The 293-nt window shown below is 52.6% G+C and carries 1 protein-coding gene; it reads left to right on the top strand.

Annotated elements, in window-relative coordinates; translation table 11 throughout:
- Positions 1 to 293: recombinase family protein (locus P0G09_RS19720; protein ID WP_275253525.1), on the top strand; the 293-nt coding region annotated here is incomplete at both ends.

Below are 293 nucleotides of genomic sequence, written 5' to 3'. Positions count from 1 at the left end.
ATCACCATCGTCAAGCACTACATTTACCGTGCCATCTCTGCTAAGACAGACAACCGCCCGGAGTTTCAGCAGATGATAAAAGACAGCGACAAGAAGCTGTTTGACATAGTGCTGGTCTGGAAGCTGGACCGCTTTGCCCGAAACCGCTACGACAGTGCCCGGTACAAGACCCAGTTGAAGAAGAACGGTGTCAAGCTCATGTCGGCTACCGAGGTCATCTCGGATGGCCCGGAAGGCATCAGTCTGGAATCGGTGCTTGAAGGCTATGCGGAATATTATTCCGCTGACCTGTC

The sequence above is a fragment of the Faecalibacterium sp. DFI.5.82 genome, assembly GCF_029076575.1.
In the GTDB taxonomy this organism is placed as follows: domain Bacteria; phylum Bacillota; class Clostridia; order Oscillospirales; family Ruminococcaceae; genus Faecalibacterium; species Faecalibacterium duncaniae.
The sequence above is the reverse complement of the archived record's forward strand: the minus strand, read 5'-3'. Positions and strand labels throughout refer to the sequence as shown.